Raw genomic sequence first — 14,911 nt, forward strand, 5'->3', positions numbered from 1 at the left:
GGATCGAGACGTCATGCTCTACCTGCCGCGCCGTCGAGACGCGCAAGTAAAGCGCCGCCCGCAGTTTCACGCCGTTTTTCGCAGCACTCATGACCGCCCTCCGGCAGCTTTGCGACGTTTGGGCTCGATCAATTGCAGGTCGAGCGACACGCGCCCATAAGCGACCTTCGGCTTCAAGCGCCGGCCTTCGCCAGGCTCAATCTCAACGAGACCGTAATCAGCCATCTTCTTCAGGGTGCGCGACAGGTTCGACTTGGCCCGGCCGGTCATCTGCGCCAGTTCATCCAGCGATGCCGGCGCTCGCTCGGCGATCGTGCGCAGGAGTTCGCGATTGCCCGCCGAAAGGATCCGGGCGAACGACTCTGTGGACGTGAACCACACCTTCGGATCGTTCGGACCCGGACGCTCCTCGCCGCGCGCGACGCGGAGCGTGCGGGCCTTCATGTTCTCATAGTCGGCGATCCCGACCTTCAGCGTCTTCATGTCGTCACTCCGCGCTCCTTTTAGCACCGCATCGACCATCTCCCAGAAATCGGCGAGCCGCGTCGCCGCATCCCGGTAGTCGTAGGGGCGCACGGTCCGCAACCGGTGACGGTGGTCCTGCGGCTCGCCGCGCTTTCGGTCGCCCACCGGATGCGCATTGTCGAAACCGGCCAGCCGCGCGCCGCCCGGTCCGTGAAGCGTCAGCGCGTAATCGAGCCCATGGGGCTTTTCCGGGCTGACCGGAACCTTGGTGACGACGAACTTGACCCAATGCCCGCCCGCCGGATCGACGACCAGCACTTCGCCGTCGAGATCGAGCAAGGCGTCAAGGCTCGGATCGCGCGCCTCTTGCGTCATGATAAGTTATCTTTTGATGATGACATTGTCAAGCCCGATCCGGGTCTTTCGGACCGAAAAGCTCGTCCAGAATGTCGCCGAACCATCGTTCGATCACGTCCACCTCTTCGGGCGTGACGGGCACTTTCTCGGGCCAATCGTCGACGACCCGCCAATCGGACAGATCGTCCTTGACCGAACGGTTCGGTGTCGCCGGCTCCGGCACGATTTGGGCGTAGTCGTACAGGTCGATCTTGTCGGATCGGTCCGCGTCAAAGCGTTTTCGTCTTGATCGTTGAGAAGCCATCCCTCGACCTTGACGTCCCCGAACGCAGAACTGAACCCGCTGCGCCGCGTCGTAGGGCTCCCGGCGGCAGAAACTGGCAATCGGCGGGACGCGTCGTTCCGGCCAAGGAGACCGCCTATGATCATTTCCACCATCCTCAGCTTGCTCGGCCTCGGCGTCATCTGCTGGGTGCTGTTCAACGTCGCTGTCTACGCGCTGCCGTTTTTCGTCGCCGTCACCGTCGGACACACTCTCTACACGTCGGAAGTCGGCCTCATCGGCGCGATCGCGGCGGCCTTCTTCGCCGGCGCCGCCACGCTGATCCTGGGGCAGATCGCCTTCGCCACGATCCGCTCGATGCCTATCCGTCTCGCGCTCGGCATGCTCTACGCACTGCCCGCCGGCATCGCTGGCTTCCACGCCATCAAGGGCCTGTCCGGGATGGGAGGTGCTGACGAGACTTGGACACTCGTCTTTGCCGGCATCGGCGCGGCCATTATCGGGATGCCGAACGCGACGGCGATCGTGGCCGCGAGGCCCACCGTCATGCTGTTGTAATTGTGGGGCGACACGCGGACCGATTTCTCTGCAGCGGCTCTAGCGATGGCATACATTTCAAGGATGCCGCCAGCGGCGCAGACATCGGGGTTGATGAGGGTAACAGCCCCGCTTTCGAGCAGGGGGGCGAAACCAAACCCTGTATTCAAAGTTTCGCCTGTCATCATAGGCACGTCGGTCTGCGTGGCGAGTCTTGTATAGGCGTATGTCTCACGCGGATCGAACGGATCCTCGATCCAGCTTATCCCGAACGGTTCAAGGCTGCGGCAAATCTCAAGTGCAATGTCGGTATCTGGAAAACGCCAGATGTCGATGGCAATACCCGCGCCGGGGCCGATGGCCTCGCGAACGGCTCGCACCTTCTCAGCACCTTCGGCTACGGTTTCACCAAGCCGGTAGGGATAGATCTTTATCGCTTTGAAGCCCGCATTGATCTGGTTTGCCGCATAGCGTGCGATGTCTGCAGACGTGTGCGGCTTCTTCGTCCAGATGTTCGCGTAGAGGTCGATACGATCGTGCACAGGACCTCCGACAAAATTCAGGACCGGTGTGTTGAGTGCCTTGCCAAGAGCGTCCCACATCGCGATCTCGATGGCGCTTGCAGCCGCCACAACATCGCTGCCGGTTTGCTGTTCGCCAAAGGCGTTCTGAGCGATGTGCAGCACGCTTCGCGTCTGCGAAATCTCCACTCCGATAAGGTGTTCAGCCAGCGCCTGGATCATCGTAACGAGAACGCGCTCGCGATAGGTGAACGTATAACCTTCGCCCCAGCCGATAACGCCGCATGACGTCTCCAGCCTTACGAAGACATATGGAATGCGTGAACACCATGCATCCGGACGCGGAGCGCCGGGGATCAGGAAAGTCTCGATCCGGGCAATCTTCATGGCATGACCGTACCGACCTTGTCGCGGATGCGGGCCGGAAGGTGTGTTTTTACATCTACGAAAGCGTTGCCGCCAATACCCTCCCACGCCAGCGCCCGTTGCACGGCTGTTCGTTCCTGCAACTTGCGTAGGGTTGCCGTGAGGTTGGCGAACGCTTTCACTTCCTCGATCTCAATGGCGTGGTCGCCGACCGGATACATCTGCGCCCACCGAACACAGCATCCGAGATAGAAATCGCAAACGGAAAGGCCGCCTTCAAGGAACCAGTCTCCGTCATGGTCCCCCAGAACCCGGTCGATCAGTTCGAAATGCCCGTGCATTCTTTTCTGGGTTGCAAGCAGAAGCGGGTCGATCTCCTCGTTCGAATTCACATAGCGCTCAGGGTAGAAGCGAATGTTCAGATCAGCGTGGATAGTATTGGACAGCATGAAGAGCCATTTCAGGTAGTCTCCGCGTGCCTTATGGTCGGACGCCTTCGGAGCCAGACTGTCATGCTTGTCGGCAAGGTAGAGCAGGATCGCGCCGGTCTCGAAGAGCGCGATGTCTTCCTCCTCATCAATCATGAGAGGCAGGAGCCCGCGCGGATTAAGCCGCAGGAAGTGTTCGTCGCGGTCCACCCGCTTGCGGGGGACTTGCCGATCTACGTAGTCGAGCCCCATTTCTTCCAACACCATGCGGATAACGATGTTGGCGCTGTCTGGGTTGAAGTAGAGGGTATATGACATGGGGGGCTTCCTGAAGGTCTGCTCAGTCGAAAAAGGCCATCGCCCGAAGCTCGATGCTCTTGCGAGGAGCGGTAGACGAAAGTGATGTCGGATCGTCGAATGCCGTGTGTGGCGTGAAGGGATGCGAGACGTCCTCAGCGGAGTCGAAGCCACGAAACAGGATCGCCTCGTGTGGTTTCATCTCCGGGAAGTAGAACCAGCGGTGTGTGTCCTTGTGCAACACCTCGTAGACCTCGCCGCGTCGGTCGCTGTAGATGATGTCTGCCTTTACGAAGTCCTCCCGCGCGACAGACTGTGCATCAGCGACAGCAAGTGGTGACGTGAAGACGGGGTTTTCGATGGGGCGCCAGAGGTTGACCTGGGCAAAGCGATTGCGCAGGCGTGCCACAGCGTCATCGCCGCCTACGATGTCGATGACCCGCTGGATCGTTGAGGCTGCCGTATAGTCGTTGTGAACGTGTCGCGCGGGTTTCCGGACACCTTCGGTGCTGGCATCGGTCCGAACGGTATGGTCGAAGATCAGAACCTCGGATGCGCCAAGACGCTCGCGGAAAAGCTCGATCACTTGCGGGTAGTAGTCAGCGACGATGTCCGCATAGCAGAAGCTTAGTGGTATGACCCTCAACGGCGGGTTCGGGCTCAATCCGGTCATGCACAAGCAGACGCTCGGAAGGCCCATGGCCTGCTTGTAGCGACTTAGCACTTACGTATGCTTAGCAGTATTGATCATTGCCGCGCACCGGGAAGTCATGTCATCGTAGTGCGATAGCGAAGGAATAGTTCGCATTTTTATCTCGCACGGCCCGCCATACCTTTTTGCAAGTCTTTGTACGATATTCTACGCTATAGCCTGTCTTTGCCGCACTCTTGCTATCTCACATTTCAGCAATCTGGCAGATAATCGCATCATTTCGGCCGGTCGCGTGTGCCGCAGCGTCCGCAACATCCTTTGCCTACAGATATCTCGCGGTGAAAAGAAACACCGCGAGCATAGCAGGAAATGAGCGAGATCGTGCTGAAACGGCATAGTGAGATCCAACGGATGGAAGACGGCTGTTCGCTGCGGTTGTGAAGTCGCCGAATGCAATCAGCGGAAACGGACTCTCTCGTGGAAATCGTGCAGCGGTCCTCACTATATGACGCGCGGGGCGGACAGAAGAAGGTCGCCTCAAGTGCTACGGTCACTTGGAAAGCGACGCTAATATCCGCCGAACATCCACAGCCGGCAGACGACACCTAGGGTGGTCATGGATTGTAGTTAGGGCAGCATGGAGACGACCAGCACCTACGATTCCCTCGCGGTCAAATTCTTCTATAATCCAAAGCACCCCATGCATCTCCACACCTTGCTGCACACAGAGGTCGCGAAGAACGCCATCCCCGGTCAATAATGTCCAGCGCCGCGCTTCAGCGAGAGAAAATGCGAATGTGTCGGGCGTCGACAAGACCTTGATCTCCCGACGTAGGCCAGTGGCCCTAGACAGTTCAGCAGGAGAGAGCTCAACCACTTGCAGACCGAGCGTTCTGAGACGGTCTCCGAGCTCTCCTGCGAGTTCTTTTTTGTAGAGGAGGTCCGGAACGCAAAAATCATAAGGCAACCGAAACAGATGTTCGAGAAGCTCGCCTCGATCGAGGTCGATGATCACCGACGTATCAGAGACGAGTACTGCCATGATTAGCTCAGCGGGTTGTCTAATCTTGCACTCAGCTCACGCACCGAAATCCCCAGTAGCTCTGCGGCTCGAGGTTCACCAATCATGTTCTCTGCAAGGGCGCGGTAACATAGGCGTTCAAACCTCTTGGGCTCCTCCCATTCGGGTGGAATAGCCCCTGGCTCTGCATATGGCGGTTTACGCCATCCTCTCTGGTTGAAGAGTTTGAAGAGTTTGACGAATGCACTCTGGTTCAGGATGCCAAGGTCTTTACACCGATAAGCGATCGCCTGAATACTCACGCCGAAGCGATCTTTCAAAGCAACAAGCTCCCCAAGAGACACCGACGATCTGTTAGAGCCCATTTCGGCGCGCAGCGTATCGGCTGGGATCAGAAACGCACCCGCAAATCTATGGGCCGCCTTCTCAATCTCCTGGTCGCTCATGCTTGGCGCAGGGTCGATTACCATGTGTCCAAGTTCATGAGCCAGCGTAAAACGCTTCCGCTCCGACCAGGCATCGCGATTCACAACAACGACCCTTGCCGCCATTTGATCCTTGCGACGAACCTTTGCTGCTAGACCGTCGATATTCTGAAGAACGAGTGAAAGCACCTTGATGCCTCGTTCCTCAAGGAGCTCCGCCAGTTGAGGGATCGGGTCATTGCCCAAACCCCAATCCTCGCGCACCGATCTCGCTGCGTCCTCCGCATCTCGTATGTCGATCACCGGATGGGGCGCGCTACGTGGTTTCTCCCAATCAACGCTTTTGAGATGCAACAGGTCTTCTATAGCGAGATAGCGTTCGAGCAAGTGCACGGAGTTCGCTTCAATCGCAGCTTCCTCGCGGGCTGACGTGTTGGGCTTCTTGCGGAAATCCACACCCTCCAGAACGAGATCGTCGTCGCTTAGAAGATATTCTTCCGAGACGTTCAATGCATCCGCCATTGCGAGAAGCACGCTTGAGCGAGGCATGTCCTCGTTGCGTTCGTATTTGCCTATTGCTTGCGCCGTGACCAGCCCGTCGATCTGCGCCGACAGGTCGCGCAGTGACAGGCCGGCTGCTGCGCGAGCGATGCGGAGCCTGTGACCAATCATGAGTTCATCCTTTTTACCGGTTTACAAAACTAACATTTATATGGAAGGTGGTAAACCAATCCTCAATGGCTTATATTTGACGCAAACGACATCTGCGGGTCGCAATTGGACTCGTGCGCAATCTGTAAACTGCGGCCTTTCTTGATACGACCAGGTGGGCGGCTTGAGCAAAAGAGAATGGCCATGAACATGCAGTTCACCGGCGAGTTGCCCAAGGGCATCCAGAAAGTCACCAACCTACCTGACGATCGCCTAAGGGCACTGTGGGATTCCATCATCCTCGAGGATGACGTGAAAACCCAGCTTCTGTCTCAAGCAGTCCTGAACTACACCGTGCGGCCGAAAGTCGCCCGTTCGGTTCTGCCGCTGCACGGCGTCGTTCTGCTCGTCGGCCCACCCGGGACCGGCAAGACGTCCCTTGCCAAAGGCTTGGCAAACAGAACCGCAGAGGCTTTCAAAGCCTCAAATTTCCGGCTTGTCGAAGTCGAGGCGCATGGTCTGACCAGTTCCTCAATGGGCAAAACACAGCGGGCCGTCGCAGATCTATTTGCGCAAACGGTATCCGAGCTGGCCAGCGGTGGCCCGACAATCGTTTTGCTGGACGAGGTCGAGACCCTTGCCGTTGATCGCTCCAAACTGAGCATGGGCGCCAATCCGGTAGATATCCACCGCGCTACAGATGCCGTCCTTGTGCAACTCGATCTGCTGGCCGAGGCCCATCAGAACCTGCTCTTCATTGCAACCAGCAATTTCCCAGAGGCCGTCGACAGCGCCTTCGTCTCGCGGTGTGACCTGGTGATGGAAGTCCCACTTCCCAATGCCGATGCCTGCAAGAAAATCCTGGAAGACTGCCTTGCCGGTCTCGGCACAGTCTACCCCAAGATCGCGGATCTGGCGAAACACCAGCAATTCAAAGCCTGCGCCGCCGAGTTCGTCGAATTGGACGGCCGCACAATCCGCAAGACCGTCGCTAACGCGCTGGCTGCAAGCCCCCAAGTGGCGCTTAAGCCCGAAACTGTGACGCTCGATAACATCACTGCCGCGGCAAAAGCGGCCCGCAAGTCCAGAACCATCAAGGAGAGCTCCTGATGGCGACCGTCACCCGCAGAACAATCCGTAGTTCGCCGCATCGCGATGCGCTTGCGACATGGACTGTCATCATCGATCTCCTGACGGCGACAAATACCGACGCGCGGACCGAACTGGAGGACGTTTCGGGCATCGCCAGCAGCACCATCGCCGACAAAGCTTGCGAAAAGTCCGGCATCATCGTCACCTGCGAGGGACCGCAAACTCGCCTCTATTGTCTCTTCGATGACGATGCGATCGATGGGACCGATGCCAATGAAGATGTCCTCGCCTTCGATCCCCTGAACGGGGATTGGTCGATCTCGCTGCCCTGTCATCCCGATGATCTGTCCTGGGTGCAGTCAGCGCTCAAGGAAAAGAGCAACAGGGTCACGGCCCGCGATCAGAACGAGAAGAAACAGGCAAGCGACAGCGCCGCGCGCGGGTCGTCAGGCCTGGAGCTAGATGTAGAAGGATTTCTGGGATCATGACAAGCGTTATTACCTATTCCCGGACGCAGTCGGTCACCTATGTGGCCGACAACATCCTAAAAAGCCTCAAGGACATCATCCGCGAAAGCGGGATGAACCCCACCAAGTTCGTCAACGACAGCGACGTGAACATGCGGGGCCTCAAGACCTGGCTTGAATCAGAGCATCTCGAGCGCATCACGCTGGAAGTCTACAACCCAACAACGGACAGGCTGATCACCCGCTGGGATATCGATGTGCGCTATGACTGGTCCTCGGGTGACGCCTCATTCTGGACAGATACCGAGCAGCTCAAATGGGCAATCAGGAAAGCCGGGGTCGCACCGTCGAGCGCAGAATACGATCTAATCCTACACAATAAAGCCGGGCGTCCCGATGTCTCTGGCTGGTCCGCTTGCGGCTACCGGTCGACCGACGGGATGGTGCGCCAGAGCCTCGGCTCGACGATCGAACATAACGGGTTGGGGGCGTCAGCGTCCTATTGGAGGAAGGCCTCATGATCACGCTGACCGACGCCTTCAAAAAGTTCAAAAGCCGTCTCGAGCTCAATGATAAGGAACAGGCCAACGCGTCCAAGCGCCAGACCGAAGTCCGCGATTTTCTTGATACGAAGTTTCAAATCTCGCGCAGTTTTCTGACCGGAAGTTACGCGCGTTGGACCAAGGCTAAGCCGCTCAAGGATGTCGACATCTTCTTTGTTCTTGGCAAGGACGAAGAGCACTATCTGGAGAAACACCCCGATGACATCTTGACAGCCTTCGACAGCGCGCTCGTTGACAAATACGGCCGCTCGGCAGTCACGAAGCAAAGCCGCTCTGTGGGCATCGATTTTGGCGTTGTGGTCGATTCTGACGATAACACGGACTACAGGGTCGTTAGCGTCGACGCAGTCCCTGCCTTCGTCGATGGCGCCAACTACACCATTCCAAACAATGCTACAGGCAAGTGGATGGGCACAAACCCCGAAATCCACGCCAAGAAAGCCACAGCCGCCCACCAAGCCTATTCGAATGAGTGGAAGGCCTTGGTGCGGATGGTCAAGTACTGGAACCAAAACAGTCGCCACGGCGATAAGCCGATCAAGCCATCCTTTCTGGTCGAAGTGATGGCAATTGAGTGCCTTTACGGCGGGTGGGGCGGGTCGTTTGACCGCGAACTTCAGGCCCTCTTTGCGACGCTACGCGACCGCATCCACGAGGATTGGCCGGATCCTGCTGGCCTTGGCGCCCCCGTCAGCGATCGCATGGACGCAGCTGCTGTGACGCGGGCCCAGTCGATCATCGATGCGGCCAATCGCGACATCGCCAATGCCATCAACTTGGCTCGCCGAGGTCAAAACGGAGAAGCGCTCAAAGCATGGCGGTCATTCTTCGGTCCAAAGTTTCCGCTTTCCTAGTTTAGAAAATGCCAAACCCGATCGCTCCAAGACTAAATGGTGACGACTATCAAGCGCGCCACTTCTGGTGCCATGCGCTCGATATGTTGGATCCGCACTCAGGTATTCAGTCCGTAGGGTATGAGTGGAAAGAAGCGAAATCCTTCGACGATGTCTCTGTCTTCTACGACCCGCCAAGAGGTCAAGCGCACCAACAGCCGCTATCGCGCCATTTCAAGCAGATCAAATGGCAAACCACGCGTGCCAATCGCTTCGGCTATGAAGATTTAGCGGATCCTGCGTTCATAGGTGCTACCGCGATTTCGCTACTTGTACGATTGAAAGACGCTAGGCAGCCAAGCGAGCCTGTCACGCGCTTTACCCTCGTTACCACTGCCCGAATAACGGACAACGACCCGCTCGCCGAGATGGTATCCACCGAAGATGGTGTGCTTCGGCTTGACAAACTTCGCGTCGGAAAGGGCCCGGGAAGTAAGATGGGAAAGGTCCGAAAGTGCTGGCGCGACGCCTTGTCTGTTTCTTCGGACGATGAGCTTTTTGCGATCCTTGACAACTTCGCAATCTTGGACGGACAACCGGACATGGAAGCAATGCGTGATGTGGTTACCACAAAGGCGAGATCCGTCGGCATTCAGATTCCACTCTCATCGGCTTCTGCATCGGATTTTCGATTTGACTCTCTTGCGCGACAATTGGTCAAACGTGACATTCAAATCCTGAACCGAAGCTCACTAGTTCGGTTCTTGGCCGAAGAAGGTATTGATATTGCTCCAACGCTAAGCTCAACGCCTTCAATCACTAGTGTTGGAATTCAGAGTTTTGATCGCCTAGCTAGTGATCTTTCGAGCCTTGAAAGCGGCAATGTTCTGTCGCTTCTACCCATGTTCGATGGTCGATATCTGAAACCCGAAAACACCTGGGAAAGCGTTTCGGATCAGATCGATGCATTTCTCTCAGGAAAAGCTCGATTGGCACAATCGATGCGTCTGATCTTGGACGCACATGCCTCGATTGCCTTTGCTGCCGGGCGCGTGCTCCATCTAAAATCGGGTGTCCGACCGGAACTTGTCCAAAACGGTCGCAAAGGCACAGAGATTTGGCATGCAGAAGACGGGAGCCATTCCAATGCTCCACGCTTTGAGCTCAGAGCGGAGGAATTCGGCCAAGGGCAACATCTGGTCGTCGCTGTCAGCGTCGCAAGATCAACCGTTGAGAGCGTCAGAACCTACCTGTCTTCGGTGGAACTACCCGTGGGCCGGCTCCTCGTCTTCGAACTTCCAAATGGCCCCGATCAGACGGGCATTGCGGGTGGCCAACATGCGGCGGTTTTGTCAGACCAGGTAGCAACAGCCATCAGAGACATTAGATCGGAGTTGGATTTCCAGACTGTCGACCTTTTTGTTTCAGGACCAAACAGTTTCGTCTTCTACCTTGGCCAGCAGGCGCAAGCGATAGGTCCCCACCAGATGTATGAATTCGACTTCGACGGGACACGGTGTGGTAGTTACTCTCCAAGTGTTTAGTTGCAGCACGTCGGCGCTTGCGCAGAGACGCGTTGTCGACCGAGACGTCACGAGCATGGAGAAAATACAAGGCATGTGATGGTGACTTGATGGTCGTAGCACAGCGTTCCGTTGCGGCCTGTAGTGCGCTATGTTCTCGCGCTTGGACCTGTTCTATCGTAGCGCTATAGTGAAGGAATAGTTCGTATTATCGACTCGCATGGGCCAGGACCGATATGACGCGAACCCATGGCTGGGCGCCGAAGGGCGAGCGGCTGATTGCCAGGGTCCCGCACGGCAAGTGGAAGACAACCACCTTCCTGGCCGCGCTGCGCCATGACCGCATCGAAGCACCTTGCCTGTTCGACGGGCCGATCAATGGCGAGCGGTTCCTGGCCTACGTGGAACAGGCCCTGATGCCTACCCTCAAGCCTGACGATGTGGTTATCCTCGACAATCTGGGCTCGCACAAGGGAAAGGCGGTGCGCCAGGCCATCCGAAACGCCGGTGCGCATCTGATCTTCCTGCCCAAATACTCTCCTGATCTCAATCCGATCGAACAGGTATTTGCCAAGCTCAAGACATTGCTGCGCAAGAAGGTCGCTCGCACCGTCGAGACAATCTGTAATGCCATCGGCGAACTCCTCGGCTGCTTCACCCCGCAAGAATGCGCAAACTACATCAAAAACGCAGGATATGCGTCAAGCTAATGACAGGAGGCTCTAGGGGCGGCCTGGAAAGCCAAGACAAATCACGATGAACCGCGTGAGTACCTGTCCGTTCAGCTCGACGATCCGAGTTTCCCCGAGCCCATCCGCGCGGCGCTGTTCGAGGAGGATGGGGCGGCGTTTCTGGTTTGGAATAGAAGGGAAGGGTAAAAGCTGACACCAACCATACAACATTCCCTATTATTGGATCGACACAAAAACCTAACTATGATACGGCCGAATAACCTAAGAGTCGTTCGGCATTAAAACCTAAGAGTCGCGCGACGCAATAACCGAACGGTGGCTCGGGTCTGATGGCGACTCCGTCCAAGAAACTGGCTGAATCACTGGAAGCGCTCAAAGCGCTACAGGATGGCGGTGCAATTGTGATCCGCTCGGACAGCCTGACGCGCACCCACCGCGAGCGGCTGCTGAAGAATGGATTTCTGCAGGAGGTGATGAAGGGCTGGTACATCCCGTCAAGCCCGAGCGACTGGGATGGCGATACGACGCCTTGGTATGCGTCCTTCTGGGACTTCTGCGCCGCATATCTGAGGGAGCGTTTCGGCACGACCTGGTGCATCGCCCCGGAACAATCCCTCAAGCTGCATGCCGGCAACCGCACCGTCCCCGCGCAGCTTCTGGTGCGTGCCGAAAAAGGCGGCAACAAGCCCACCAAGCTAATGCACGGCACCTCGATCTTCGATGTTCGGGCCGCGCTTCCGCCAGCAAAAGATATCGTCGAAGACGGCAGCCTGCGCCTTTACAAGCCCGCCGCCGCATTGGTGGAAGCTCCGGCCGGATTCTTCACGCAAAGCCCGACCGATGCCCGCACGGTGCTCGCGCTTTTTGCTGACGCATCGGAGATCCTTGCCCACTTGCTGGAAGGTGGGCACAGCGTCGTCGCTGGACGTTTGGCGGGCGCCTTTCGCAATATCGGCCGCAAACGCATTGCCGGTGACATCCTCAAGAACATGAAGGCTGCGGGTTACATTGTTCGCGAAACCGATCCGTTCGAAGGCCGGCTGCAATTCGACTTGCCCGTCCGCGAGCGCTCCCCCTATGCTGCACGCATCCGACTGATGTGGCAGGCGATGCGCGGAGATATCACGGATAACTTCCCACCCGCGTCAGGCCGTCCCAACGATATCGAAGCCTATCTGAAACGCATCGACGAAATCTACGTGACGGATGCCTATCACTCGCTGTCGATCGAGGGCTACCGTGTTAGTCTGGAACTGATCGAGCGCGTGCGTTCTGGCAACTGGAACCCGGACCAGGACGAGCAGGATCGCGAGCATCGAGACGGGCTGGCCGCCCGCGGCTACCACCTTGCGTTTCAGGCCGTGAAGAAAAGCGTGCGCGCTGTCCTCGGCAACGAAAACCCTGGCGTGGTTGCTGATCGCGATCACGGTGACTGGTATCGCGAACTGTTCGCACCAAGCGTGACCGCCGGCCTTGCCAAACCGGCCGACCTTGCCGGATATCGCAGCTACCGCGTGTTCATCCGCAACTCAATGCATGTGCCGTTGCCCCCACACGCGGTGCGCGACGCGATGCCGGTCTTCTTTGAACTGCTTGCTTCCGAAGAGGATCCGGCCGTTCGGGTGGTGCTCGGGCACTTCGTCTTCGTCTACATCCACCCCTACATGGACGGCAACGGCCGCATGGGGCGCTTCCTGATGAACGTGATGCTGGCATCTGGCGGCTATCCTTGGACCGTTATCCCCGTCGAGCGCCGCGACGACTATATGGCTGCCCTCGAGCAAGCGAGCGTCCATCAGAACATCTCTCCCTTCGCGAATTTCGTGGGAGTTCTTGTCAATGACGGGCTCCGGGGCCGACCAGTGGCGAAGGTGCCGGACGAGCCCCCGGCAAAGCAACAACAGGAGGCAGGTCTGGGGCGGGAAGGGAGGGCTCAATGAGCGCGCATGTCCACGATCTCGTAGCCGAAGCTGTCAGCTATGTCGCTGAAACGCGACGGCTGAGGGAAAACTCAATCCGGCCGTTCGTATGATTCACGGCTGGGGACAACCATCAAGTACTGCTTTTTCGGCTGGGTTGCGGTGCGGGACGCCAATGTTATTTTGGCTTTCGGCCGGCAAAGAGAGGTGCTTAATAGTATAGCGTTCAAGGTTACGGCACGAACACTGCTGGAATTAGGTGAGGAATTAATTGGTTCGGACGCAGTTGCCCTTTACGAACTTGCAAAGAATTCTGTCGATGCCCGTTCTCCGGTTGTACGTATCAAAGTGCAATCGGTACTACTCTACTCCCGTTATCGGCATGCCCTTGATCTCCTCGATGAGGGTGAAATGCCGTTGGCCGAAATCCGAAATAACATTGAGCAGTGGATTCAACTCGACGCACACTCAGGCGCTGCGCGTTCATTGCTCCGTTCCCTGACCGGGGCAAAAGATGCTGATGAATTTAGGCGCCTACTTACCGAAGGCTACGGGGATATCAACTTTGTCGAGGTTTCGGATGACGGCGAAGGAATGTCTTTTCACGATCTCGAGGACGTATTCCTTACGATTGGAACGCGATCACGGCGTAAGGAAAAGAGCACTTGGGATGAAAGCGATGAGGACCCTCCTCGTACTCTTTTGGGTGACAAAGGCGTTGGCCGGCTTTCGGTCATGAGGCTTGGAGAGAACCTATCGGTCAGGACTACCAAGGCCGGGGAGCCGAGATGGAATGACCTCAAGATCGATTGGACTAGGTTCAGCCACGACTCCGACGCTTTGCTGGAGGAGGTTCCGGTTGCGCCGGAACGCGGCCCCCGAAAAGACGACGCGGACGTGCAGGGTACAACAATTCGTGTTTCTCACCTTAAGGGCGATTGGACGCGAGCGAGGTTCGGCCAGATGCTGAACTCAGAATTCTCGCGCATGGTTGACCCATTCGACCGCCGCCGTGGGAACCACCTGTTCCGCATCACATACAACGACCAGCGTGTGACGCTGCCTCAAATCCCACAAAGGCTGTTTGACCTGGCACATGCAAAAGTCTCTGCAAAATTCGACTATTTGCCTGATGGTCAGGCCCAACTGGTCATTGAAATGGAATACCGCCTTAATACGCACAAAAAAAGGTGGTGACGCTGCCAGAAGTGCGCCTCGTCTCCGTAACGCAAACACGTTCGACGCGCGTTCTCCGTCGTCTTGGTCCCTTCAAAGTAGAGCTTTTGTCCTTCAGGATGCCGTTCGACTTGTCGCGGGCGAGGAACCACAGACAGACCGGAATCTGTGTGGTGTAGAACAACTGCCCCGGCAGGGAGACCACGCAATCGACGATGTCACGGCGGATCATCTCGGCGCGAATGTCCCCTTCTCCTGACTGGTTCGACGAGAGCGAGCCGTTAGCCAGCACGAAGCCCGCCAGCCCGTGCGGCGCGAGATGGTGAACCATGTGCTGCATCCACGCGAAGTTCGCGTTGGACGCAGGCGGCACGCCGAACTTCCAGCGCACATCGGACTTGCGGCGCTCACCGCCCCAGTCAGAGACGTTAAAGGGCGGGTTCCCCGACCGCTTCGGCACCGACGGCCTGCCGGAGGGTTGGGACACCACTCCCCTGCTGGACTTGGCGAACTGGGACAATGGTGCCGCATACAAGAACATGCACTTCAGCGATGAGTCTGATGCGCTCCCTGTCGTTAAGATAGCAGAGCTCAAACCGTCAGATAGCAAACTGCCGTTCTGACCCATGAAGCTGATTGGGGC

15 protein-coding genes and 3 pseudogenes are annotated in these 14,911 nt (G+C 57.3%); 10 read left to right on the forward strand and 8 right to left on the reverse strand.

The window, feature by feature from the left end:
- Nucleotides 1–87 precede the first annotated feature (87 nt).
- Together AC5E6N_RS17485 and AC5E6N_RS17490 are read right to left on the reverse strand one after the other, a co-directional pair.
- Nucleotides 88–840 carry a toxin-antitoxin system TumE family protein gene (locus AC5E6N_RS17485; RefSeq protein WP_491749016.1) on the reverse strand — a complete coding sequence of 251 codons (753 nt, stop codon included), beginning with the start codon at nucleotides 838–840 and terminating at the stop codon, nucleotides 88–90.
- A gap of 28 nt (nucleotides 841–868) precedes the next feature.
- Nucleotides 869–1,126 carry a hypothetical protein gene (locus AC5E6N_RS17490; RefSeq protein ID WP_491749017.1) on the reverse strand — a complete coding sequence of 86 codons (258 nt, stop codon included), beginning with the start codon at nucleotides 1,124–1,126 and terminating at the stop codon, nucleotides 869–871.
- A 117-nt stretch (nucleotides 1,127–1,243) separates the two neighbouring features.
- Between AC5E6N_RS17490 and AC5E6N_RS17495 the strand changes: the two genes are divergently transcribed.
- Nucleotides 1,244–1,663: a hypothetical protein gene (locus AC5E6N_RS17495; protein WP_491749018.1), complete on the forward strand. Its 420-nt coding sequence runs from the start codon at nucleotides 1,244–1,246 to the stop codon at nucleotides 1,661–1,663.
- Between the two features lie 2 nt (nucleotides 1,664–1,665).
- On the opposite strand, the pseudogene AC5E6N_RS17500 reads toward AC5E6N_RS17495, so the two are convergent.
- From AC5E6N_RS17500 to AC5E6N_RS17520, 5 genes and pseudogenes are all read right to left on the reverse strand, one after another.
- Nucleotides 1,666–2,550: pseudogene (locus AC5E6N_RS17500) on the reverse strand (mandelate racemase/muconate lactonizing enzyme family protein); the annotation flags it as partial.
- Nucleotides 2,547–3,275, reverse strand: a complete 729-nt coding sequence (locus tag AC5E6N_RS17505; RefSeq protein WP_491749019.1) for a glutathione S-transferase family protein — start codon at nucleotides 3,273–3,275, stop codon at nucleotides 2,547–2,549. The gene AC5E6N_RS17505 and the pseudogene AC5E6N_RS17500, both read right to left, overlap by 4 nt.
- Before the next feature lie 22 nt (nucleotides 3,276–3,297).
- Nucleotides 3,298–3,978 carry a CmcJ/NvfI family oxidoreductase gene (locus AC5E6N_RS17510; RefSeq protein ID WP_491749020.1) on the reverse strand — a complete coding sequence of 227 codons (681 nt, stop codon included), beginning with the start codon at nucleotides 3,976–3,978 and terminating at the stop codon, nucleotides 3,298–3,300.
- Between the two features lie 478 nt (nucleotides 3,979–4,456).
- The gene (locus tag AC5E6N_RS17515) at nucleotides 4,457–4,948 is read right to left on the reverse strand and encodes a PIN domain-containing protein (RefSeq protein ID WP_491749021.1); all 492 of its coding nucleotides are present in this window, start codon (nucleotides 4,946–4,948) and stop codon (nucleotides 4,457–4,459) included.
- A gap of 2 nt (nucleotides 4,949–4,950) precedes the next feature.
- Entirely contained in the window at nucleotides 4,951–6,024 is a 1,074-nt protein-coding gene (locus AC5E6N_RS17520; protein WP_491749022.1) for an ImmA/IrrE family metallo-endopeptidase, read from the reverse strand.
- A 183-nt stretch (nucleotides 6,025–6,207) separates the two neighbouring features.
- On the opposite strand from AC5E6N_RS17520, the gene AC5E6N_RS17525 reads away from it, so the two are divergent.
- From AC5E6N_RS17525 to AC5E6N_RS17565, 9 genes and pseudogenes are all read left to right on the forward strand, one after another.
- Nucleotides 6,208–7,113, forward strand: a complete 906-nt coding sequence (locus AC5E6N_RS17525) for an AAA family ATPase (protein WP_491749023.1) — start codon at nucleotides 6,208–6,210, stop codon at nucleotides 7,111–7,113.
- Nucleotides 7,113–7,583 carry a hypothetical protein gene (locus AC5E6N_RS17530; protein ID WP_491749024.1) on the forward strand — a complete coding sequence of 157 codons (471 nt, stop codon included), beginning with the start codon at nucleotides 7,113–7,115 and terminating at the stop codon, nucleotides 7,581–7,583. The genes AC5E6N_RS17525 and AC5E6N_RS17530 overlap by 1 nt, the downstream gene beginning before the upstream one ends.
- Nucleotides 7,580–8,083 carry an HORMA domain containing protein gene (locus AC5E6N_RS17535; protein WP_491749025.1) on the forward strand — a complete coding sequence of 168 codons (504 nt, stop codon included), beginning with the start codon at nucleotides 7,580–7,582 and terminating at the stop codon, nucleotides 8,081–8,083. The genes AC5E6N_RS17530 and AC5E6N_RS17535 overlap by 4 nt, the downstream gene beginning before the upstream one ends.
- Nucleotides 8,080–8,979, forward strand: a complete 900-nt coding sequence (locus AC5E6N_RS17540) for a CBASS oligonucleotide cyclase (RefSeq protein WP_491749026.1) — start codon at nucleotides 8,080–8,082, stop codon at nucleotides 8,977–8,979. The genes AC5E6N_RS17535 and AC5E6N_RS17540 overlap by 4 nt, the downstream gene beginning before the upstream one ends.
- Nucleotides 8,980–9,062: 83 nt before the next feature.
- Nucleotides 9,063–10,502, forward strand: coding sequence for an SAVED domain-containing protein (locus tag AC5E6N_RS17545; protein ID WP_491749027.1), 1,440 nt, complete (start codon nucleotides 9,063–9,065; stop codon nucleotides 10,500–10,502).
- Between the two features lie 200 nt (nucleotides 10,503–10,702).
- Nucleotides 10,703–11,191, forward strand: a pseudogene (locus tag AC5E6N_RS17550) (IS630 family transposase); the annotation flags it as partial.
- 15 nt (nucleotides 11,192–11,206) lie between these two features.
- Nucleotides 11,207–11,359, forward strand: a pseudogene (locus AC5E6N_RS17555) (DUF736 family protein); the annotation flags it as partial.
- Between the two features lie 143 nt (nucleotides 11,360–11,502).
- Nucleotides 11,503–13,113, forward strand: coding sequence for a Fic family protein (locus AC5E6N_RS17560; RefSeq protein ID WP_491749028.1), 1,611 nt, complete (start codon nucleotides 11,503–11,505; stop codon nucleotides 13,111–13,113).
- A gap of 141 nt (nucleotides 13,114–13,254) precedes the next feature.
- A complete protein-coding gene (locus tag AC5E6N_RS17565) occupies nucleotides 13,255–14,289 on the forward strand; it encodes an ATP-binding protein (protein WP_491749029.1) in 1,035 nt (344 codons plus the stop codon).
- Here the strand turns inward: AC5E6N_RS17565 and AC5E6N_RS17570 are convergent.
- The coding region (locus tag AC5E6N_RS17570) for an HsdM family class I SAM-dependent methyltransferase (protein ID WP_491749030.1) at nucleotides 14,264–14,911 on the reverse strand (648 nt) is incomplete at its 5' end. The two genes, AC5E6N_RS17565 and AC5E6N_RS17570, sit on opposite strands and share 26 nt — an antisense overlap.

Source organism: Hoeflea sp., from assembly GCF_984452065.1.